The 20,162-nt window shown below is 38.9% G+C and carries 17 protein-coding genes; 10 read left to right on the top strand and 7 right to left on the bottom strand.

Going from position 1 to position 20,162, the window contains the following annotated elements; all coding sequences use genetic code 11:
• Window positions 1-10: 10 nt before the first annotated feature.
• From L8T27_RS16040 to hxlA, 3 genes are all read right to left on the bottom strand, one after another.
• On the bottom strand, window positions 11-727 hold the full coding sequence (locus L8T27_RS16040) for a 3-ketoacyl-ACP reductase (protein ID WP_233316538.1): 717 nt from the start codon (window positions 725-727) through the stop codon (window positions 11-13).
• 132 nt (window positions 728-859) lie between these two features.
• Window positions 860-1,417: a 6-phospho-3-hexuloisomerase gene (gene hxlB, locus L8T27_RS16035; RefSeq protein WP_233316537.1), complete on the bottom strand. Its 558-nt coding sequence runs from the start codon at window positions 1,415-1,417 to the stop codon at window positions 860-862.
• 6 nt (window positions 1,418-1,423) lie between these two features.
• The gene (gene hxlA, locus L8T27_RS16030; RefSeq protein ID WP_233316536.1) at window positions 1,424-2,056 is read right to left on the bottom strand and encodes a 3-hexulose-6-phosphate synthase; all 633 of its coding nucleotides are present in this window, start codon (window positions 2,054-2,056) and stop codon (window positions 1,424-1,426) included.
• A 180-nt stretch (window positions 2,057-2,236) separates the two neighbouring features.
• On the opposite strand from hxlA, the gene L8T27_RS16025 reads away from it, so the two are divergent.
• Window positions 2,237-2,605: a winged helix-turn-helix transcriptional regulator gene (locus tag L8T27_RS16025; RefSeq protein WP_233316535.1), complete on the top strand. Its 369-nt coding sequence runs from the start codon at window positions 2,237-2,239 to the stop codon at window positions 2,603-2,605.
• A gap of 39 nt (window positions 2,606-2,644) precedes the next feature.
• Here the strand turns inward: L8T27_RS16025 and L8T27_RS16020 are convergent, their stop codons facing one another.
• Window positions 2,645-3,040, bottom strand: coding sequence for a hotdog fold thioesterase (locus L8T27_RS16020; RefSeq protein WP_396953776.1), 396 nt, complete (start codon window positions 3,038-3,040; stop codon window positions 2,645-2,647).
• 129 nt (window positions 3,041-3,169) lie between these two features.
• Between L8T27_RS16020 and L8T27_RS16015 the strand changes: the two genes are divergently transcribed.
• Both L8T27_RS16015 and L8T27_RS16010 read left to right on the top strand, forming a co-directional pair.
• Entirely contained in the window at window positions 3,170-3,664 is a 495-nt protein-coding gene (locus L8T27_RS16015) for a MarR family winged helix-turn-helix transcriptional regulator (protein WP_233316533.1), read from the top strand.
• Window positions 3,661-6,789 carry an MMPL family transporter gene (locus L8T27_RS16010; RefSeq protein ID WP_237941862.1) on the top strand — a complete coding sequence of 1,043 codons (3,129 nt, stop codon included), beginning with the start codon at window positions 3,661-3,663 and terminating at the stop codon, window positions 6,787-6,789. Before L8T27_RS16015 ends, L8T27_RS16010 begins: the two co-directional genes overlap by 4 nt.
• A 35-nt stretch (window positions 6,790-6,824) precedes the next feature.
• Here the strand turns inward: L8T27_RS16010 and bcaP are convergent, their stop codons facing one another.
• Complete coding sequence (bcaP, locus tag L8T27_RS16005) at window positions 6,825-8,210, bottom strand: branched-chain amino acid transporter BcaP (RefSeq protein ID WP_237941861.1); 1,386 nt, start codon at window positions 8,208-8,210, stop codon at window positions 6,825-6,827.
• 397 nt (window positions 8,211-8,607) lie between these two features.
• On the opposite strand from bcaP, the gene L8T27_RS16000 reads away from it, so the two are divergent.
• Complete coding sequence (locus L8T27_RS16000; protein ID WP_233316530.1) at window positions 8,608-9,615, top strand: AI-2E family transporter; 1,008 nt, start codon at window positions 8,608-8,610, stop codon at window positions 9,613-9,615.
• A 40-nt stretch (window positions 9,616-9,655) separates the two neighbouring features.
• On the opposite strand, the gene L8T27_RS15995 is transcribed toward L8T27_RS16000, so the two are convergent.
• Both L8T27_RS15995 and L8T27_RS15990 read right to left on the bottom strand, forming a co-directional pair.
• Window positions 9,656-9,844 carry an aspartyl-phosphate phosphatase Spo0E family protein gene (locus L8T27_RS15995; RefSeq protein ID WP_237941860.1) on the bottom strand — a complete coding sequence of 63 codons (189 nt, stop codon included), beginning with the start codon at window positions 9,842-9,844 and terminating at the stop codon, window positions 9,656-9,658.
• A gap of 164 nt (window positions 9,845-10,008) precedes the next feature.
• Window positions 10,009-10,845 carry an undecaprenyl-diphosphate phosphatase gene (locus tag L8T27_RS15990; RefSeq protein ID WP_233316528.1) on the bottom strand — a complete coding sequence of 279 codons (837 nt, stop codon included), beginning with the start codon at window positions 10,843-10,845 and terminating at the stop codon, window positions 10,009-10,011.
• A 251-nt stretch (window positions 10,846-11,096) separates the two neighbouring features.
• Here L8T27_RS15990 and L8T27_RS15985 point away from each other — a divergent pair, with 251 nt between their 5' ends.
• From L8T27_RS15985 to L8T27_RS15960, 6 genes are all read left to right on the top strand, one after another.
• A complete protein-coding gene (locus L8T27_RS15985) occupies window positions 11,097-12,068 on the top strand; it encodes a carbohydrate kinase family protein (protein ID WP_237941859.1) in 972 nt (323 codons plus the stop codon).
• A gap of 111 nt (window positions 12,069-12,179) precedes the next feature.
• Complete coding sequence (locus L8T27_RS15980; protein WP_237941858.1) at window positions 12,180-13,127, top strand: phosphoglycerate dehydrogenase; 948 nt, start codon at window positions 12,180-12,182, stop codon at window positions 13,125-13,127.
• A 114-nt stretch (window positions 13,128-13,241) separates the two neighbouring features.
• The gene (locus L8T27_RS15975) at window positions 13,242-15,329 is read left to right on the top strand and encodes a methyl-accepting chemotaxis protein (RefSeq protein ID WP_237941857.1); all 2,088 of its coding nucleotides are present in this window, start codon (window positions 13,242-13,244) and stop codon (window positions 15,327-15,329) included.
• A 318-nt stretch (window positions 15,330-15,647) separates the two neighbouring features.
• Window positions 15,648-17,372: an ABC transporter ATP-binding protein gene (locus L8T27_RS15970; protein WP_237941856.1), complete on the top strand. Its 1,725-nt coding sequence runs from the start codon at window positions 15,648-15,650 to the stop codon at window positions 17,370-17,372.
• Window positions 17,369-19,231, top strand: a complete 1,863-nt coding sequence (locus L8T27_RS15965; protein ID WP_411228842.1) for an ABC transporter ATP-binding protein — start codon at window positions 17,369-17,371, stop codon at window positions 19,229-19,231. Before L8T27_RS15970 ends, L8T27_RS15965 begins: the two co-directional genes overlap by 4 nt.
• Before the next feature lie 255 nt (window positions 19,232-19,486).
• Window positions 19,487-20,032: a hypothetical protein gene (locus L8T27_RS15960; protein WP_233316523.1), complete on the top strand. Its 546-nt coding sequence runs from the start codon at window positions 19,487-19,489 to the stop codon at window positions 20,030-20,032.
• Window positions 20,033-20,162 lie beyond the last annotated feature (130 nt).

Genomic DNA, 20,162 nt, shown 5'->3' with positions numbered 1-20,162 from the left:
TGCTTTTTTCTTATGGATTAGTAGACCACATACCAGAAGTCTTAATAAATACACGAGAGTTAAGCTTTAATTGTGCAACCATGTATTCAGCCAAATCTTCTGGCTGCATTACTTTTTCTGGATTTCCGTCTGTCAGGTTTGTATCGATGGCAAGATCTGTAGCCACTGTGCTTGGTGTTAACGCCGTTACACGGATATTATGCTTGCGCACTTCCATCATTAACGATTCAGTCAATCCCAATACAGCAAACTTAGAAGCACTGTATGCACTTGTAACAGGTGCGCCCTTTTGTCCAGCTGTTGAGGAAATATTAATGATATCTCCAGCTTTTCTGTCAATCATTCCTGGAAGCACCGCTCTTGTTACATAGTAAGTACCCATTAGATTTACCTTAATGATATTCTCCCATTCTTCAGCAGATAGGTCGAGGAAGCCGCCGAATTTAGCAGTGCCAGCGTTGTTAATTAAGATATCTATTTGCTTTAACTCAAGATTGATACTGTTTACAGCATCAATAACAGATTGGTTGTCAGATACATCTGCTGTTGCAATTGCAACAGATACACCATACTGCTTTACTTCTTCTGCAACTTTTTTTAAATTGCCTTCTGTTAACCCAATTAATCCTAGGTTTACGCCTTCCTGTGCAAGTGCAATAGCAGTCGCACGTCCGATGCCTCTGCCAGCACCTGTAATTAATGCCGTTTTTCCTTTAAGTGATTGCATAATTTATTTACTCCTTTATCAAGTTAGTTAAGTCTACAAGAGACAGACTAAATAAAGCCAAAGCCAATATACTATATAATGGAACCATTATACAATCAATTGGCTTTGGCTTATAAGGCAGCCTATATAAGTTTATTCCAAATTGGCATGTTTACCATACATTGTATTGGAATCAAGATTTCTTACTTCCATATATTTCAGGATGACACTGTCCAGTGTAAGCAGCATAAGCTGTTCAAATAAGGAGCCCATTGGCTGAATTGTTTTAAAGTCACTGTTTGTTTTATCCTTTGGTGATCCAGGCAGTTTAATCGCTGCATCAGCAATTTTGCCGATTGTGGATTCTGGAAAAATCGTCACAGCGATGACATTGCCGCCAATACTTTTCGCTTTTTCAGCAATCGAAATAAGGCCCTTCGTTTCACCTGATCCAGTGCCGATAATCAACAAGTCTTCCTTTTCGAAGTTGGCAGTTACAGTTTCACCGACTACATATGCATCAATGCCCATATGCATCATTCGCATTGCAAAGGATTTAAGCATAAAACCAGAGCGGCCTGCTCCTGCAACAAATACCTTTTTGGCTGACAAAATTGCCTCAACTAGAGAGTCAGTCTGCTCAGTGGAAACATGTGTGGAGGCTTCTTTCAGCTCAGCTAAAACAGCCTCCAAGTATCCGCTTGTGTTCATAGTCTGTTACCCTTGAAGGATCAATTCTTTAAACTTAGCAGCAGTCTCTTGTAAGTTATCTTGGCCTGTGATGCCGCCGCCGACAATAATTAAATCAGGCTGTGCTGCAATAACCTCAGGAAGAGTATCTAACTTAATTCCGCCTGCAACAGCTGTTTTTGCATTTTTTACGACACTTTTAATTGCTTTCAAGTCTTCAAAAGAGTTTTTGCCGACTGCTTGCAAATCATAGCCAGTGTGTACACAAATATAGTCTACACCGAGCTCATCTAGTTCTTTAGCACGTGCTTTAATATCTTTTACAGCAATCATATCAACGAGGATTTGTTTGTTTTGCTTTTTCGCTTCAGCTACAGCACCCTTGATGGATTCATCTTCTGCAACGGCAAGAATTGTTACGATGTCAGCTCCTGCAGCAGCAGCTTGACTTACTTCATAACCAGCAGCGTCCATGATTTTTAAATCAGCAAGAACTGTCACGTTTGGGAATGCATCTTTCAGTTCTTTAACAGCGCGAAGACCTTCGTTTATAACAACCGGTGTTCCGATTTCAACAACGTCAACATGATCTGCTACTTGAGATACTACTTCAATTGCTTGCGGGATATTTACTAAATCTAATGCTAATTGTAATTTCATTTTAAACACTCCTTTTTTGATTGGGGCTTTTTATTATTTGCCTAACAAAGCCGCCTTGATTCCTATTTCTTGTACAATGTCGATTATACGGCTTATAATTTTAATACGTAAGTACGCACTTTATTTATATATAGTGTCTAAAAGTATACTAAGTATGGGAAAAGGAATGGAGGAGTGTCTATGAGCCGCATGGAAGATAAGGTCTTCAATTGTGAGAAAGAGCTGACTTTAGGTATTATCGGCGGAAAGTGGAAAATGCTGATTTTATGGCATCTCGGCAAAGAGGGGACGAAAAGATTTGGTGAGTTAAAGGCATTAATGCCAGGTATTACACAAAGAATGCTTGTAAACCAGCTTCGTGAACTAGAGGAAGATCTTATTGTAAAAAGAGTCGTTTATCCAGTCGTTCCGCCGAAGGTTGAATATTCCCTTACGAAAGAAGGGGAAAGCTTAATGCCTATCCTCGACAGCATGTACAATTGGGGTAAAAATTATATAGAAACTGTTCTGGACAGTCCGCCTGAAATCAGGGATATAAGTACAAACTAATTCATATAAAGAAAGGGTGCATCTTATGGATGCGCCCTTTTATTTACGCTTATTCACGACTGCAATCGTGCAGCGGGAAATCGATATGAGTTTGCCTTCTTCATCCTGAATTTTTATTTCATATACCATGCTGCTTTTTCCTTGATGGATGACAGAAGCGATTGCTGTAACGATTCCGTCTTTTTTGGAGCGGATATGATTAGCATTAATTTCCTGGCCAAAGACAGCTGTGCTTTCTAAATCGACAAGACTTGCAGCACCTAAGCTTGCAACCGTTTCTGCTAAGGCAACAGAAGCGCCGCCGTGCAAGTAGCCAAAAGGCTGTCTTGTTCTTTCATCAACAGGCATTGTGGCAATGCATGTTCCATCTTCTTTTACTTCTGTTATTTCAATTCCCAGTCTTTCCATAAGTGTGTTTTCATTAGTGAATTTCATATGCATTAGCCCCTTCATTTTGAGGTCATTATAGCATAGTCTCTATGCAATGAGAAAAAATAAAAGAATAAAAAGAAACTGATTGACATAAAAACAAGGAGAAAGTTAAAATGTTTAATAGTTAAGTAGTTGAACTATTATTTGGGGGTGAAAGCAATCAGCAGCAAAAAAATTAAAGATGTCGTCGATAGGTATGTAGACATCAATTTCTCTGTAAACCGGAAATTGGATAATCTCATTAGAATGGAAATCGGAGATGTTCTCACTTGTGAACAGCACTACACAATGCGCCACATTAACCAAGTGAAGGTTTGTACATCTTCTGAACTGGCTGCAGTGTTCGGTGTTAATAAAAGTGCGATTACATCTATTATTAATAGACTTTTTGAAAAAGAATGGATTGAACGCACAAGGGATGAAAAAGATCGAAGAGTCATTTATTTGACATTAACAGAAAAAGGCAATGCGATTTTTACGAAAATGGAAGAAAGAATACATCGCTTAGTGGAGAGTCTTATCAATAAATTTGATGATCAGGAAATTTCAGGCTTTTTAGCAACGTTTGAAAAGCTGGACAAATTAATAGAAGAAAATAAAGATACGAAGACGGAGGTCAAAGAGTGAATAGCATTCTCAAAGGAAAATGGATTGTTCTTGTTCTGTGGATAGCAGCTATTGTCGGGCTGTTTATGATTGCTCCGAATATGGGGGATCTTGTCAGAGAGAAAGGGCAGGTAAGTGTGCCAGATACTTTTTCCTCTGCAAAAGCAACAGAAATCATGGATGAGATTCAAAGCCAAGAGAACCAAGGTGATCAGTCGTCAGTTGCACTTGTTTTTCATAGCAGCAAGAAATTGACTGCAGAGGAAAAGGCAGAAACTGAGAAGGCTGTTAAAAAGCTAGAAGCAGACAAGGAAAAGCTTGGCATCACAGAAATTCTCTCCTCTTTCACAGATGAAAGTCTTAAAGACCAGCTCGTCTCTGACGATGGCAAAACCATTCTTGTATCACTAAAGGTCAGCTGGAATGACAGAGAAGCAGAAGAAGTCAGTAAGGCATTATATGACGAATTAGAAGAGTTTAAAGTAGATCATTATTATACAAGTAATTGGATGATTGACCAAGACTTAACAACAAGCTCAGAAGAAGGCTTAAAAAAGACAGAAGGTATAACGGTCGTATTTATACTTGCTGTACTTTTAATAGTATTCCGTTCGGTTATAGCGCCGTTCATACCGCTTATAACAGTCGGATTGAGCTATTTGGCTTCCCAGTCAATCGTATCTATCCTTGTTGATAAATTCGATTTCCCTATCTCTAATTACACACAAATCTTCCTTGTTGCCGTTCTATTTGGTATCGGTACAGATTACTGCATTCTTTTATTAAGCAGATTTAAGGAAGAGATGATGCATAGCGAAAGTATTGCAGAAGCTATTGTTGAGACATATCGAAATGCAGGAAGAACAGTGCTGTTCAGCGGAATAGCAGTTATGATCGGGTTTGCTGCTATCGGCTTCTCTCAGTTTAAGCTGTATCAATCAGCATCAGCAGTTGCTGTTGGTGTAGCATTATTATTAGTAGCGTTATTTACAGTCGTACCTGCCATTATGGTGCTGCTCGGGAAGAAGATCTTTTGGCCTTCAAAAGGCAGTGCAGAGCATGGTGACAGTAAAATCTGGGAGATTGCCGGCCGCTTCTCCATCAAGCGCCCTATTATTGCACTTGCCATTGTTGCTGCAATCACTGTTCCATTCCTTGTTACATATGATGGAACACTTTCCTTTAACTCATTGGATGAAATCGGCGACGATGCACCGTCCATCAAAGCTTTCAACGCAATTGCTGACAGCTTTGGTCCAGGTGAATCGATGACAACAACCATTACCATTAAAAATGATGAAGAAATGGATTCTATTGAATATCTAGGCTTGGCAGAAAACATCAGCAAGGAATTAGAGAAAGTAGACCTTGTTAAAGATGTCCGCTCTGTCACAAGACCTACAGGAGAACCAATCGAAGATTTGTATATTTCCAAGCAGGCTGAAACATTAGAAGAAGGCCTTGGCGAAGGAAAGGACGGCATTGATCAAATCAGCGATGGCTTGCATGAAGCAGGCGATCAGCTGTCCAAATCAGGACCTCAGTTAAATGACGCAACAAGTGGCATTAATGACTTGATTAAAGGTACTGATGAAGTTAAAACAAATTTAGGTACAATACAGACGAACTTAGCTAAAATAGAAGACGGTATCCGTCAAGGTTCTGCTGGGTCTGATGAGATTAAAGCAGGACTGGAGACAGCGAAGTCAGGTGCTGAAGATCTTCTTAAGTATCATCAGCAATTGCTGGCTGGCTATGAACAAACAGAATCAAACTTGTCTACACTTCTTACTAATTACAAGAAGACTGAAGATGGTTTAAAAGAACTTAATGACGGTTTTGCTAAGATTGAGCCTGATTACTTTACCGGTCTTGAACAAAGATACAATGGTATTAGCAGTGACCTTGCTTATAAAGGTATAAAAGAGGCAGTGCAGGGCGCACAAAATAACTTACCTAATTTATATAGTGGTATTATGAACATAAACGCAGGCTTAGTTAAACTTCAAGCAGGTGTCAGTGAAGCCAACAACACATATGGCGAAATTTTAGAAAATCAAGCTGCTGTAAGTACAGGCCTAGAACAGCTCATCGCAGGCATCGAACAACAACAAGCCGGCTTAAACCAATTAGCTGACGGCCAAGGACAAATTGTCGATAATATGCCGAAGCTGACAGGCGGACTTACAAGCATTAGTGATGGACAAAAGCAGCTGCTTGATGGATTTGGTGACATTAACGGACAGCTTGGCGATTTGACTGAGGGCTTGAATCAAAGTGCTGACGGGCTTGATCAAGTGTCAGACGGCTTGAACTCAGCAACAGATTATTTATCTGGTTTATCCAAAAATGACCAAAATCAATTTTATTTGCCTGAGGAGGTGCTAGAAAGTGATGACTTCCAAGGGGCTTTAGATGCTTACTTATCTAAAAATAATAAAATTATGACAATGGATGTAGTCTTTTCAGCGAACCCTTATTCTAATGAAGCAATCAACCAAATTGACGATATAAAGGATACGGTGGAAAGAGCAACTACGGGAACGAAATTAGAAAATGCAGAAGTGGCAGTTGGGGGAATTACCAGCACCAATGCGGATTTGCGCACAATGTCTAATCAGGATTACTCGAAAACGGTGCTGTGGATGCTTGTAGGAATTGGAATCGTCCTCATTTTCTTATTCCGTTCCATCATCATGCCGGCATATATTATCGGTTCACTTATTTTGACATTCTATACAGCGATGGGAATCAATGAAGCGATTTACGTCAATCTGTTAGGATACACGGGAATAAGCTGGGCTGTTCCGTTCTTCGGATTTGTTATTCTTGTCGCACTTGGAGTGGACTATAGTATCTTCTTAATGGATCGCTTCAATGAATACAGAGATTTATCGATTGGAGAAGCAATGCTTGAAGCAATGAAGAAAATGGGGACTGTCATTATCTCAGCAGCAGTCATTTTAGGTGGGACGTTTGCAGCGATGATGCCATCTGGCATGCTGTCACTGCTGCAAATAGCAAGCATTGTTTTAGTTGGCTTGTTCCTGTATGCATTGATTATCCTGCCGCTATTTATCCCTGTTATGGTCAAGAATTTCGGTGAAGCAAACTGGTGGCCATTTAAACGGCCAAATAATGAGTAAAAAAAACGGGAATCATCTGATTCCCGTTTTTTTTATTAGGATGATGCTTTATTTGCGTTAAGCTTGCTGTTTCTGTAGCCGTATCCGATATAGATAACTAGTCCGATTGTCAGCCATACAGCAAATCCTTTCCATGTAAATGAGCTTAGCTGAAGCATAAGGTATACACAGAAAACAATGGCCAAGCCTGGGATAAGCGGAACAAACGGTGTTCTAAAGCCTCTCTTTAAATCAGGCTGTTTGACTCTCAATACGATGACTCCTAGTGAAACTGCTGAAAATGCGAATAATGTACCGATATTTGTAAGCTCTGCTAGCTGGTTAAGTGGGACAAGCCCTGCGAAAGTAGCAACTAAAGCAGAAGTGACCCATGTGCTGACAATTGGCACTTGGCTCTTTGGGCTGACTTTTTGCAAAGGTTTCGGTAATAGACCGTCTTTGCTGATTGCATAGAACAAACGAGTTTGCCCAAACATCATTACCATTAAAACGGTTGTAATACCAATGATGGCACCTAGTGAAATGAGACCGGCAGCCCAGTTTTGATTTATAAAAGCCAATGCGAATGCTACTGGATCTTTAACGTCAAGCTGTGCGAAAGGCACAATTCCAGTCAAAATAAGGGATACAATAATATATAGAACTGTACAGATAGCTAATGCAGATATGATTCCGATCGGCAAGTTCCGCTGCGGATTCTTTACTTCTTCAGCTGCTGTGGAAACTGCGTCAAAACCGAAGTATGCAAACACAACAACTGCTGCACCTGTGGCGACACCTTGGAAACCGAATGGCATAAACGGTGCCCAGTTATCTGGTTTTACGTACCAAACCCCAACTGCGATAAATAATAGAACAACAGCAATCTTGATGACAACCATCACGATGTTCAGCTTCGATGATTCTTTAATCCCTCTCGTTAATACGAGTGTAATAATAAATACGATTACTATGGCAGGGATATCAATATACGTGCCTGCTGCAGGATTATAAGCACTTGTCATGAAGGTCGGCAAATGGATGCCAAATCCTGCAAGCAAGCCTTGGAAATATCCGGACCATCCGCTTGCAACCGCAGCCGATGCGAGTCCGTATTCTAGCACTAAGTCCCAGCCGAGTATCCATGCGATAACCTCTCCAAAAGCTACATAACTATATGTGTATGCACTGCCTGATTCTGGTATCATCGATGCAAACTCAGAGTAGCATAAAGCTGCGAATGTACATGCAAGCCCAGCGATAATAAATGAAAGTATAAGTGCAGGTCCGGCATACTTTGCTGCTGCTACACCTGTCAGAACAAATATCCCTGTTCCAACAATTGCGCCGACACCTAGCATGGTTAAGTCAAATGCGCCAAGTACACGATTTAACGAAGTAGCTGAGCTAGTGGAAACAGCTTTTTTACGAAAAATGTTCATAAGAACCTCCTGATGTCGAAATAGATCGAAAATTATCTAAAGTTGAAACTTTTGTCCAGTTTACTAGGATTTTAATAAACTGTAAAGAAGAAATTTTCAAAAAAATATAAACATTATTGCTTGAAAATGCTGAGTTTGACAGCTTTGTGAAAAAACAACCACTATTTACCAAACAGTAGGAGAAAAGGACAAGTGTTGAAAGGGGGTTGTCCTGATGAATGATTCGAATTTCCTCCCATCCTTAATAAATTACACTTGTTATTTTGTGCAACTAAATTGATAATAAGATATAGGAAAGTTTTTAAAGTTAAAAAATTTTTGGATAACGCTGGAAGAAATTTCATGTTTGAAGTGATTAACTTGAATCGCTTATTTTATTGGTGTCAGGAGTCTTTTTATGGGTGAGTACAAAAATATCTTTGCTAACAAGGATATAAAGAGATTCTTTATTCTTGTTTTGTTTGCTGTCATCCTCTATGCAGTGAGCAGTATGATTAACTTAATATTATTTACGTTCATCTTTGCTTTTTTGATGGATCGATTTGTCGAGTTATTTTCCAAAAGACTTCCTATAAAGCGGAGCATTATTGCCATCGCATTATATATCATTGTCATAGGTGCGCTAGTGTACGGAATTTCCGCCTATTTGCCAGTCTTTATTGAAGAAATTAAACAATTGGTGCGCAATATAATCCGTTTTTACATGAGACCGAATGATAATCCGGTTATCAACTACATGATAGAGACAATTAGCCGTTATCAGGTCCTTAATTATTTAGAGCAGGGCTTTTCCTTCGTTCTCGGTTATTTTACGAATATCGGTAAACTTGGTCTGCAGCTGTTTTTGGCTATTATTTTAAGCTTGTTTTACTTATTGGAGAAAGACCGGCTCAAGCAGTTTTCTCATAAGTTCAATGAAAGCAAGATTGCTCCGATTTATCGTGAATTGAGTTATTTTGGGAGTAAATTTGCTGGAACCTTTGGCAAGGTAATTGAGGCACAATTCATTATTGCTTTAGTAAACTGTGGCTTGACGACGATTTCCTTATACTTTCTAGGTTTCCCGCAGCTGTTTGGCATTGCCATGATGATCTTCATATTAGGGCTTATTCCTGTTGCGGGCGTCATTATTTCGTTGATTCCATTATGTATCATTGCGTTTTCGATAGGCGGTATTGCGAAGGTAGTAACAGTCATTATTATTGTAATGGTAGTGCATGCAATTGAAGCATATATACTTAATCCGAAGCTTATGTCCTCAAAAACTGACTTACCTGTATTTTTTACCTTTATTGTCCTGATTTTTTCAGAGCATTTCTTTGGGGTATGGGGACTGATTGTAGGTATTCCAATTTTTATTTTCTTATTGGATATTTTAGAGGTTAAGGATAAAAATAGGATTTAATATAAGGACAGGTGCATTTATTGCACTTGTTTTTTTGTAGTTAATCTTTCTTTTTTTTGCACATTCGTTGGTACTTAACTATATAGGAATCAAGCAGCTGGCTTGTCCTGATTGTATTTGGACTTGAAAAGCCTTCGCTTGAAGCAATTTGGACCAACTCATCCCTTAAATGGTCTATCATTCGCAGCAATTCCTTGATGTCTTCCGTTTCCTTCGAAATGTTTGGCATTTTTGGCAGGCTCCTTGGATTTGAACTTACTTTTTGCATGTTAACAAAATAAGGGAGAAATAAAAAGTATTTTCCTGCCAGTATTCCATAAAATGAAGGAAATTAGTTCTTTTATACTGATTGGTTTTTATATGAAAAAAGAGAAAGCTTAAAAGCTTTCTCTTTTAGAAGAATACAAGAATGATGATAACCGCTATAAGGATGCGGTAAATGGCAAATGGCACCAATTTAACTCTGTTTATTAATTTTAAGAAGAATCTAATGGAAATCAATGCGAATATAAATGCGCTGATAAAGCCTGCGATGAAAAACGGCAGAACATCTCCAGTTATGTATTCCCAGTTCTTCAATAGTGATAAAAAGCTTGCTCCTGCCATGATTGGAACTGCCATGATGAAGGTGAAGTCTGCTGCAGCGCGGTGGCTTAAGCCCATCAGCACTCCCCCTGATATAGTAGATCCAGAGCGGGAAAAACCAGGCCATAAAGCGATACACTGGAACAAGCCGATGAAGAATGCCTGTTTATTAGTGATTTGATCGACAGTTTCTGCTGTGATTTTTTTCTTTTTTTGTACATAATCAGCAATAATCATTAAAACAGCTCCAGCAATCAATGCGTAAACGACTGTGCGAATGCCAAAGAGCTTCGAATCGATATAGTCTTCAAAAAGGAAGCCAAGAACTGCAGCAGGCAGTAAACCGATAATAATTTGTACAAGACTTAATTTAGGTCCTTCGATTTTTTTGCCGTTAATATCTTTTTTCAGGCCAAGTAAATTCATAAAACGACCCCAGAAAAGAATGACAACAGCTAAAATAGACCCTAATTGAATAACCACCTTGAAAGTATTGGCAACCTGAGGGTTAAACAATTCTCCAGATTTAAGCAGCAAATCATCCACGATGATCATATGACCTGTTGAGGAAACAGGTGCAAATTCTGTTAGTCCTTCCACAATCCCTAAGATGATGGCGACAACTATTTCCCATAAAACGTCCAAACTATCCACTCCTAATGCTTTATATGTAATTAATAATCTATTGATTTTATGCGCATGTCCTATCTATCATAACAAATTTATTTGAAAAGAAAAACTCCCATTTCTATAGGCATCTACCCTCTTTTCCATAAGCCATAGGAACTAAACTAAGTCCACCAATATATTAACGGGAAAAAAACCAAAAGGGTTTCACATTATTTGGTTTTTACAATAAAATAGGAGAATATGAACAGATAGAGAGGAATAAGAAGATGAGAATAGTACATCAAGGGGCAATTGCTATCGGTGATGCTTTTATAGATTATTTGTCTATTAATGAGAACAATGACAATTATGAAAAGCGGCTTGGAGGAGCTTCTGTGAACCTGGCAGTCCATTTAAGCAGATTCGGTATTCCAAGCTTTTATGTGACAAAGCTCGGAAATGAACAAGATAGCCAGTTTGTACAGGAACAATTGGCTAAGGAAAATATTAAGCTTGATTATAGTGTGCTGTCGAAAGGAAAGCTGCTTCCAAGTGTCTACATTCATTTAGATCAAAATGGGGACAGGCATTTCCACTCCTATGAAAATAAGACACCTGATGATGTCCTGTCAGTTGATGATATTAAAGAGGAAGCCTTCTTGAATAAATTGCTGTTCTATTTTGGCTCGGGAACCTTATTTCATGAAGCGGCAAAGGAGGCAACAGTAAAAGCAATTATGACAGCAAAAAACCATGGTGCTTACATTAGCTTTGATGCCAATATCCGCTTGAAAAGATGGGAGAGCGAAGAGCATTGCCGAAGCACTATTCTGTCTTTACTGCCGATTGCTGACATTGTTAAGTTTTCAGAGGAAGAGCTTCTTTTCTTACTAGAGGAAGAAAGTCTTGATGCGGCATTGAGTAGAGTAAAAGAAATGAATATTCCCCTTTTATTTGTGACAACAGGAAAAGCCGGGTCATATGCTGTTTTTCAAGGGCAAGTGCAGCATGTTAAGAGCAAAGCAGTACAGGCAGTTGATACGACAGGGGCAGGAGATGCCTTTATGGGGGCAGTGTTATACTGTATTTATACAGATGGTTTTCCTGCCAACATTCAAAAGGCTGCTGATTATGCCTGCAATGGGAACATAATGGGTGCATTAATTGCCAAAGAACCAGGAGCATTGCCTAACATTGGAGGCTACAGCAATATTGCCGAAAAATTTTTTACTAATCCTCATAAAAACCAGCTCTTCTAATAAAGAGCTGGTTTTTTATGTTAGAAATTATTCCATTGAATGTGAAATTAGTTAGAAGATTTTGTATAATACAACTATTATGTGAGCAGTTATTTAATGGGGGGAAGAATCATGACAAATATTTTACTGTCTTTAAGTGAGGGTTTTACGAAAGAGAAGCGAAAGCTCGAGGAGGAATTAGGCAAGCTTGGTGTTTCGGTAACAAGTATTACAACAAAAAAGGAAAGTATAACAGATTACCTGCATGATGCAGAAATTATTGTGACTGGGGTAGAGCGGATTGATCGAGACACGATAGCAAATGCTCCAAATCTCAAATATATTTCCAAGTTTGGGACTGGTGTTGATAATATTGACTTGGCTGCTGCATCAGAACGGGACATTATGGTTACAAATACTCCCGGCCAAAATGCATCTTCTGTTGCAGACCTTGCAATAGGTTTGATGCTGTCTGTTTCAAGAAATTTAACAAAATCAAATGAAATAGTTAAAAACGGCAAATGGCTGCTGCATATGGGCAATGAAATTGAAGGAAAGCGGCTTGGAATCATTGGATTTGGAGAAATTGGAAAAAAAGTTGCCAAGCGGGCAACAGGTTTCGATATGGATATAGTCGCATTTGCAAATTACCAAGATGAAAAAGAAGCAAAAAGGCTTGGTGTGCAATTTGTCAGTCTGGAAGAACTGCTAGCCACATCTGATTATGTAGTAATCAGCACTAGTCTAAAAAAATCAACTTATCATTTAATAAATGAAACGAGACTTTCCTTAATGAAAAGCTCTGCTTATTTAATCAATATTGCTAGAGGAGATTTAATCGATGAAAAGGCGCTTATCGCCTGTTTAAAAGCTAACAAGATAAAAGGAGCTGCATTAGATGTTTTTAGCAAGGAACCGCCTGTGCTTGAATTAGTTGAGCTTGATAATGTTATCTGTTCTAGTCATATAGGCGGGGCTACAGAGGAATGTTCAGCGAGAATAGGAGATATGGTGCTAGGAAATATTAAAAGCTACTTACGAAAAGGAGAAATACAACATAAAGTGACAATAAACGACTAAAAAGAATATTTTTTATAAATAATTTATTCAGAAAAATTTAGTTTTTTGCTATAATGAATAGGTAATTTGATTTATATGAATATTTTCATAAATAGCCCAAAAGGAGTAGTATTCATGAAAAGCAAAAAGTCTAAATTTTTCAAAAAGAAAGAAGGTGGCACTAAAGTAACAGCTAGCATACGAAACTGGAAAAAAGAAATTAATACTGTGTTTGCAAGACTGGGGAAAAATAGAAAGACAAAGACTAAGTTCGTATCTATACGAAAAAAGCTTATATTCTCCTTTCTCACTATTCTCCTAGTTCCCAGCTTAATTATTTCCATTGTTTCCTATGTAATAGCAAAAGATAAAATTGAACAAAATCTAATTGTTTCCTCACATGAAAGTGTCAAGTTTATTCATAATGAAATTGCATCTATAACAACTAAGAAAGAGCAGGATGCAACCTTTATGGCGAATGCAATTGATGATTCAATGCTCGACGGAGACAGAAATGAAATAAGAAGAATATTCACCCAATACTTAGGACAGAACCAAGATGTTCTTAATGTTTACTATGTTAGGGAAGATGGCGAAGTATACATAAATGCAAATCAGGAAGTGCCAGATGGAATAGATTTTCTCGATCAAACCTGGTATAAGGAAGCTGTTAATTCAGACGGGAATGTTGTGATGCTCCAGCCGAGGGAGGATGAGCGAACAGGGAATTCGATTGTTACGTTCTCTAAGGTTACGTATGAAAAAAAAGGTGCCATTGCAATCGATTTAAAGATCAGTTCTTTAAAGGATATGATCAGAGGCTCGAAAATCGGTGAACAAGGATATATGCTGCTCCTGGATGCACAAGGAAACTATATTTATCATCCTAATTCAAATACTGGTGCAAAGGATAATTCACAGTGGATTCAGGAAATGTATAAAGAGAAGGAAGGAGAAGTGGCCTTTACTGACGAACAGCAGGAGAGGTTAGCAATTTATGAGTCTGATGAAAAAACAGGCTGGAAGATTGCTGGCGTTATGGATCAATCGGAGATAGGAAAGGCGTCTTCGACTATTTTTTCAACAACAACGATTGTGCTGATTGCGGCAATTATAATTGGCGGCGCACTTATTTTCTATATTATCCGCTCTATTATTATGCCATTGAAGCTGTTGGCTAAAAGTGCAGAACGAATTTCCGCCGGTGATTTAACAGAAGATATTTCGATTAAAGCAAAGGACGAAATTGGTTTGCTTGCCAAAGGCTTTACAAGCATGCAGAGTCACTTGCGAGATGTTGTTACAAGTCTGAATCATTCGATGGAGCAGGTGACTGCCTCTTCTGAACAATTGGTGGCAAGTGCTGGTCAAACGACAGCTGCTTCTAATCAGGTGACTACATCTGTGCAGCAAATTGCTCATGATGCAGAGAACATTACGACAAGTATTGGGCAAAACTCTACTTCGTTAGAGGAAGTTCTTCAAGATGTAATGAAGATTGCAGATAAATCAACTGCTGTCGCAGCTCTTTCCAAGGATGCACATCATTTGGCTGAAGAAGGCGGAGCATTTGTTGAGAAAAACTTGAAACAAATGCAGTTTATTCACCAGTCTATTAAGCAATCAAATAAAGTGATTGAGGAATTAAATATCCGCTCCAAGGAAATCGGCAAAATCATTCAAGTTATTGGCTCCATTGCTGATCAAACTAATTTACTGGCTTTAAATGCGGCCATTGAATCAGCAAGAGCCGGAGAGCACGGCAAAGGTTTCTCCGTTGTTGCCAATGAAGTTCGCAAGCTTGCAGAACAATCGCAGGAGTCTGCTAAGCTTATCTCTGCCCTTATTGCTGACATTCAAAAAGATACAGATCAATCGGTTGTCATCATGGGAGAAGTATCAAAAAATGCTGAAGCAGGATTATCCATCTCAGAAGCTACATCTGACAAGTTTGCCCAAATTATACAAAGCACAAAAGAAATGGGTCCGGAAATGGAAGACGTATCTGGGGCTGCACAGCAAATGTCTGCAGGCCTACAAGAGGTTTCCTCCTCAGCCAATGATATTGCCACAATTGCACTTGGCAATGCAGCAGGTGCCCAAGAGGTGGCAGCCGCTTCAGAAGAGCAGCTTGCCAGCATGGAAGAAATTAATTCCTCTGCTAAAGCTTTGACAAAAATGGCAGAAGAGCTGCTTGTGATTGTTAATAAATTTAAAGTGTAAGACAAAAACCCGCCGGCAAAGCGGGTTTTTTTGTGCAAGATTGCTGTTCTTCTATATTAATTGACATCAAAAATACCCTTTCCTATAATTAGTTAGCCTGCCTAATGAAAGGAAGAATTTTCGCTTTGTTTATAAATAGGAACAGACAGGTTGAAAGGTTTTCTTTAAAAGATAAAGGAAATGATAGTACAAAGTAAATGTATGAAAAGAGCAAGAGATATAGCAGTTAATAATAAGTTTATTGAGTTGCTAAATGAGGTATACAGTGAAGCTGTCGAGAGATTATAGCAACAATGAAGGAAGATTGGAGGGAAATGAATGAAGAAGCTGCTGCTAGGATTAAAACCGTATAAGATAGGGGTTGCGATCGTACTGTTATTAACACTGTTCAGAGTACTGGCAGAACTGTTTTTGCCGACAATTATGGCTGATATAGTCGATAATGGAATTGTAAAGGATAACCGCCCTCTAATGCTGCAACTAGGCGGATTGATGATTGCAGTCGCTGCCTTTGGCACGGTATGTGCTTGTTTTTCAAGCTATTACTCCTCTAAAGTTGGATCATCTTTTGCAAAGGACTTAAGAAGAAAGATGTTTTATAAGGTAGAGAGCTTCGGAATAGAGGAAGCAAATCAAGTAGGAATTTCCTCGCTAATCAACAGAACAACAAACGACGTAAGTCAAGTGCAGCAAGTAACAATGATGATATTAAGAATGGTTGTGTTAGCGCCAATGATGTGTATCGGCGGGATTGTAATGGCAATATCAAAAAATGCGAAGCTGTCCTTGATATTCCTAGTGGCCATCCCGGTACTCGCACTTACTATCTATCTTGTTATAAAAAAGGGCATCCCATTATTTAAGGTGATGCAAAACAAGCTTGATAACCTTAATGGTGTGCTTCGAGAAAATTTGACTGGTGTTCGTGTAATTCGCTCCTTTAATAAAGAGGAGTTTGAACAGAAACGTTTTCGTCATGCTAACGAAGATTTGACCACTACTGCTTTAAAGGTCAATAAAATTATGGCGATTACCATGCCGATTATGATGATTGTTCTTAATTTATCTACAGTTGCTATTATTTGGTTCGGTTCTATTCAGGTAGACCAAGGAAATATGCAGGTCGGTGACATCATGGCGTTTGTCCAATATGGAATGCAAATTATGTTTTCTCTTATGATGGTCAGCATGATATTTGTAATGATGCCTCGTGCTTCTGCTTCTGCAGAGCGTATCAATGAGGTACTTGAAATTTCGCCAGTAATGAAGGATAACGAAACAAACAGTCAAATGCTACGCAGAGGAGATGTAGAATTTCGGAATGTGAGTTTCTCTTATCCCTTGGCAGAAAAGCCAGTGCTTGAGCATCTTTCGTTTCAAATGAGACCTGGAACGACAACTGCCATTATTGGCGGGACAGGCTCAGGGAAATCCACAATCCTTCATTTAATAGCAAGATTTTACGATGTGAATAAAGGTGAAATACTTGTAGATGGAATGAATATAAAGGAGTATGCTCAAGGCGATCTGCGCCAGCTAATCGGTTATGTGCCGCAAAAAGCTGTCCTTTTTACAGGGACAATTGCCGATAATATCCGATTTGGAAAGGAAGATGCTACAGAGGCAGAAATACGGAAAGCTTTGGAGATTTCCCAATCGAAGGAGTTTGTCGATGAGCTGGAGAAGGGCATCTATTCAGAACTTTCACAAGGAGGCGCAAATCTTTCAGGCGGACAAAAGCAGCGTCTGTCCATTGCGAGAGCACTTGTAAGAAAGCCGCGCATTTACTTGTTTGATGACAGCTTTTCCGCCCTTGATTATCGAACAGATGCTAATTTAAGAAAAGCGTTGAATAAGGAAATTACGGATGCAAATGTTGTAATCGTTGCACAAAGGGTCAGCACCATTAAAGATGCAGATACTATTATCGTCTTAGACGAAGGAAAGATTGCAGGGATTGGCACACATGAGCAATTACTGGCAAGCTGCAGTGTGTATCAAGAAATCGTGAAGTCACAAGGTGTAGTGGAGGAGACAGTATGAGTGGACATAATAATCAAAGCAAGCATCCTTCACCTATTCCCTCAAGAGGACATGGTGGCCCAAGAATGCCTGTTCAAAAAGCTAAGGATGCAAAAGGGACGCTAAAACGGCTTGCTCGTTATCTTGGTACCTATAAAATCCAGCTTTTATTTGTGATTGCCGCTGCGATCCTAAGCACTGTTTTTTCCATTTTCAGCCCGAAAATATTAGCTGAAGCAATTGATACGCTTTTTAATGGGCTGATGAATAAAATGAACGGTGTGCCAGGGGCAGAAATAGATTTTGCTGCAATCGGACAGGTCCTTGTCTGGCTTATTCTTTTATATATTATAAGTGCGTTGTTTATGTATATACAGCAGATCATTATGGTTAATATTTCGCAAAAGACAATCTTCCAGCTTCGCCAAGAGGTGCACGAAAAGCTGGAAAGACTTCCGCTTAAATATTTTGACAGAACACCACATGGTGAAACATTGAGCCGAGCCATTAATGATATTGATAATATTAATAATACGCTGCAGCAAAGTGTCACTCAATTGATTACATCTGTCATTACATTTGTCGGTGTTATTATTATGATGCTTACGATTAGTCCTGTTCTTGCCATTGTATGCTTTTTAACTATTCCCTTAAGCATACTAGCGACAGTAAAAATCGCTAAGCGCTCACAAGTGCAATTTCGGAGCCAGCAAGCAACACTCGGTGCGTTAAATGGGCATATCGAGGAGATGTTTACCGGGCATCAGATTGTTAAGGCATTCGGCCATGAGGAAAAAGCGATGGAGGAATTCGACAGCATTAATGACAGGCTGTATGAATCCAGCTGGAGATCTCAGTTTATTTCTGGGCTTATTATGCCATTGATGCAATTCATCAATAATTTAGGCTATGTATTTGTTGTTGTTATCGGGGCGATTTTTGTTTCGGCAGGCAGAATTACTGTCGGGGACGTGCAAGCATTTATTCAATATGCAAGACAATTTTCACAGCCGATTCAGCAGCTTTCTAATATTTCAAATATCATTCAATCGACGATTGCTTCTGCTGAGAGGGTGTTTGAGCTGCTCGATGAAGAAGAGGAGCCGAAAGATACCAGCAGAGTGAAGGTTATAGAGCAGCCGCAGGGCGCAGTAGACTTCGATGCAGTTTACTTCAGCTATAAAGAAGATGAGGAGCTTATTAAAGATTTAACGATTCAAATTAAACCGGGTCAGAAAGTGGCAATTGTTGGTCCGACAGGTGCTGGAAAAACTACATTGATTAACTTGCTGATGAGATTTTATGATATTGACAGCGGGGTTATTAAGATTGATGGTGTTGATATCTCAACAATGGATCGAGGAGCTTTACGAAGTATGTTTGGCATGGTTTTGCAAGACACATGGCTGTTTAAAGGGACGATTCGCGACAATATAGCGTATGGTAAGCAAGGTGCGACAGATGAGGAAATAACAAGAGCTGCAATGCTTGCAAATGCCGAGCATTTCATCCGCACATTGCCTGAAGGCTATGACACAGTCATTAATGAAGATGGTTCGAATATTTCCGGGGGACAAAAGCAGCTGCTTACAATTGCAAGGGCACTGCTGGCAAACCCAAGCCTGCTGATTCTAGATGAGGCAACGAGCAGTGTTGACACTCGAACGGAAGCACAAATTCAAGAGGCAATGGCAGAGCTAATGAAAAATCGAACCAGCTTCGTCATTGCACACAGGCTTTCAACAATTAAGGATGCAGACATCATCCTTGTCATGAAACACGGGCAAGTGATTGAACAGGGCAATCATGAAGAATTACTTCAGCAAAAAGGTTTTTATGCAGATTTGTATTACAGTCAATTTTCAGAAGCGACTGCTTAATGTCAGCAAGAAAAAGAGCGGAGAACTGTCCGCTCTTTTTTTGTGTTAATCCCACTCTAAGACTTTAGTCCGAGCAAAGATAATACTAAAGATTGTTCACCAAAAAGCTGTTAGTATATATGATAAAGATAGGAAAATGCTTCATTTAATGGATATATTCCTATTGATATAAATGAACCATTTTTTCAATAAATGGAAACTTTTTGCATATGTTAGTCGTTATACAATAAAACGGTTTTTTGGTGGAGGTAAAGAATGGATGAGCATATTGTTTATTTAATACTAAGTGATACTGGCACCTTGTTTACACGGTGCATTAAGCTTTTTACAAAAAAACCGCATAACCATGCCTCTATTTCTTTTGACTCCCAGTTGATTGAGGTTTACAGCTTTGGACGAAAGAAGCCGAATAATCCGTTTATAGGCGGATTTGTCAGAGAAGATATAAGGGATGACTTCTTTAGAAATGCGTGTTGCGCGATTTACAGCATTCGCGTCACAAAAGAGCAGCTTGATAAGATGAAGGAGATTATTCAGCAGATTGAAAAAGAAAAGCATTGTTACCGCTACAATTTGCTCGGTTTATTCTTTATTATGTTAAACATTCCTTTTCCGCGTAAAAACGCGTATTTTTGCTCACAGTTTGTTGCTTCCGTTCTTCATGAAAGCGGAGCTTTGTATTGGAATAAGCACCCATCATTAGTAACGCCGTATGACTTGCTTGATGATTATAAAATGGAGCATATATATGAAGGGAAACTGCAACATTATTTTCATTTGCAGCCTATCTCTTCCTTTTAAGTTATTTTCATTTTTCTTTTGCACTTATTCATATTTCCTAGCCATCAAATGATGGTTATTTTTTTGCTCTCTTTTATAAAAATGCGGTTAACAAGCAGACTTTTGGTGAAAATATAGTTGAAAGTAAATA

It is taken from the genome of Niallia sp. Man26 (assembly GCF_022049065.2).
Taxonomy (GTDB): Bacteria; Bacillota; Bacilli; order Bacillales; family Cytobacillaceae; genus Niallia.
The sequence above is the reverse complement of the archived record's forward strand: the minus strand, read 5'-3'. Positions and strand labels throughout refer to the sequence as shown.

What these genes read in the sequence shown, in the direction of transcription:
- L8T27_RS15975 (WP_237941857.1), top strand. Translation starts at nt 13,242, where the DNA reads ATGAAAAGCAAAAAGTCTAAATTTTTCAAAAAGAAAGAAGGTGGCACT.
- bcaP (WP_237941861.1), bottom strand. Translation starts at nt 8,210, where the DNA reads ATGAACATTTTTCGTAAAAAAGCTGTTTCCACTAGCTCAGCTACTTCG.
- L8T27_RS16025 (WP_233316535.1), top strand. Translation starts at nt 2,237, where the DNA reads ATGAGCCGCATGGAAGATAAGGTCTTCAATTGTGAGAAAGAGCTGACT.
- hxlB (WP_233316537.1), bottom strand. Translation starts at nt 1,417, where the DNA reads ATGAACACAAGCGGATACTTGGAGGCTGTTTTAGCTGAGCTGAAAGAA.
- L8T27_RS15980 (WP_237941858.1), top strand. Translation starts at nt 12,180, where the DNA reads ATGACAAATATTTTACTGTCTTTAAGTGAGGGTTTTACGAAAGAGAAG.
- L8T27_RS15970 (WP_237941856.1), top strand. Translation starts at nt 15,648, where the DNA reads ATGAAGAAGCTGCTGCTAGGATTAAAACCGTATAAGATAGGGGTTGCG.
- L8T27_RS15960 (WP_233316523.1), top strand. Translation starts at nt 19,487, where the DNA reads ATGGATGAGCATATTGTTTATTTAATACTAAGTGATACTGGCACCTTG.
- L8T27_RS15985 (WP_237941859.1), top strand. Translation starts at nt 11,097, where the DNA reads ATGAGAATAGTACATCAAGGGGCAATTGCTATCGGTGATGCTTTTATA.
- L8T27_RS16040 (WP_233316538.1), bottom strand. Translation starts at nt 727, where the DNA reads ATGCAATCACTTAAAGGAAAAACGGCATTAATTACAGGTGCTGGCAGA.
- hxlA (WP_233316536.1), bottom strand. Translation starts at nt 2,056, where the DNA reads ATGAAATTACAATTAGCATTAGATTTAGTAAATATCCCGCAAGCAATT.
- L8T27_RS15995 (WP_237941860.1), bottom strand. Translation starts at nt 9,844, where the DNA reads ATGCCAAACATTTCGAAGGAAACGGAAGACATCAAGGAATTGCTGCGA.
- L8T27_RS16000 (WP_233316530.1), top strand. Translation starts at nt 8,608, where the DNA reads ATGGGTGAGTACAAAAATATCTTTGCTAACAAGGATATAAAGAGATTC.
- L8T27_RS16020 (WP_396953776.1), bottom strand. Translation starts at nt 3,040, where the DNA reads ATGAAATTCACTAATGAAAACACACTTATGGAAAGACTGGGAATTGAA.
- L8T27_RS15965 (WP_411228842.1), top strand. Translation starts at nt 17,369, where the DNA reads ATGAGTGGACATAATAATCAAAGCAAGCATCCTTCACCTATTCCCTCA.